Consider the following 925-nt stretch of genomic DNA (forward strand, 5'->3'; position numbering starts at 1 on the left):
CCTGTCCCGGCGGGCGGGGTCCATCCTGCTGCGCACCGACGCCGGCTCCGTGGCCGCCGGACGCGTCGCGCTGGCGACCAATGCCTTCCCGTCGCTGCTGGCGCGCACCCGGCTGCATACCGTCCCGGTGTACGACTACGCGTTGATGACGGAACCGCTGACCGGCGGGCAACGGGAATCGCTGGGCTGGTCCGAGCGGTTCGGCATCGCCGACAACGACAACCGTTTCCATTACTACCGGCTGACCACCGACGCCGACGGGCAGGACCGGATGCTGTTCGGCGGCTACGACGCCGTCTACCACTACGGCAGGTCGCTCCGGCACGGCTACGACCACCGCCCGGAAACGTACCGCCGCCTCGCCGCCCACTTCGCCGCCACTTTCCCGCAACTGGCCGACGTGCGCTTCAGCCACGCCTGGGGCGGTGCCATCGATACCTGCAGCCGCTTCTTCTCCTTCTTCGACACCGCCTACGCCGGCCGGGTGGCCTATTGCGCCGGCTTCACCGGCTTGGGCGTGGGAGCGTCGCGCTTCGGCGCCAACGTGATGCTGGACCTGCTGTCGGGCCGGCCGACCGAACGGACGGAGCTGGAGCTGGTGCGGCGGAAGCCGCTGCCGTTCCCGCCCGAGCCGCTCGCCTGGCTCGGCATCAAACTCACCACCGCCGCCCTGATCCGCGCCGACCGCAACCGGGGACGACGCGGCCCCTGGTTGAAAGCCATGGACGCCGCCGGCATGGGCTTCGACTCGTAAAGGAGACAAAGGATGCACCAGTACATTAACGGCGGACTTCGCGAGGGCCGCGGAGAACGCGTTACGCGCGTGAACCCGGCCACCGGCGAGGCTGCTGAGGCCATCGCCTATGCCTCCGGGGCCGACGTGGACGACGCCGTGGCGGCGGCCAAGACCGCCTTCCCGGCCTGG

At 70.4% G+C, this 925-nt stretch carries 2 protein-coding genes; both read left to right on the forward strand.

Features of this window, described 5'->3' with window-relative positions; all coding sequences use genetic code 11:
- Positions 1-754, forward strand: a 754-nt coding sequence (locus tag AC5RUJ_RS17270) for an NAD(P)/FAD-dependent oxidoreductase (protein ID WP_494156370.1), incomplete at its 5' end; no start/stop codon positions are given.
- 12 nt (positions 755-766) lie between these two features.
- A partial coding sequence (locus tag AC5RUJ_RS17275; protein WP_494156371.1) for an aldehyde dehydrogenase family protein occupies positions 767-925 on the forward strand: 159 nt, incomplete at its 3' end.

The sequence above is a fragment of the Arthrobacter sp. Y3223164 genome (assembly GCF_059091005.1).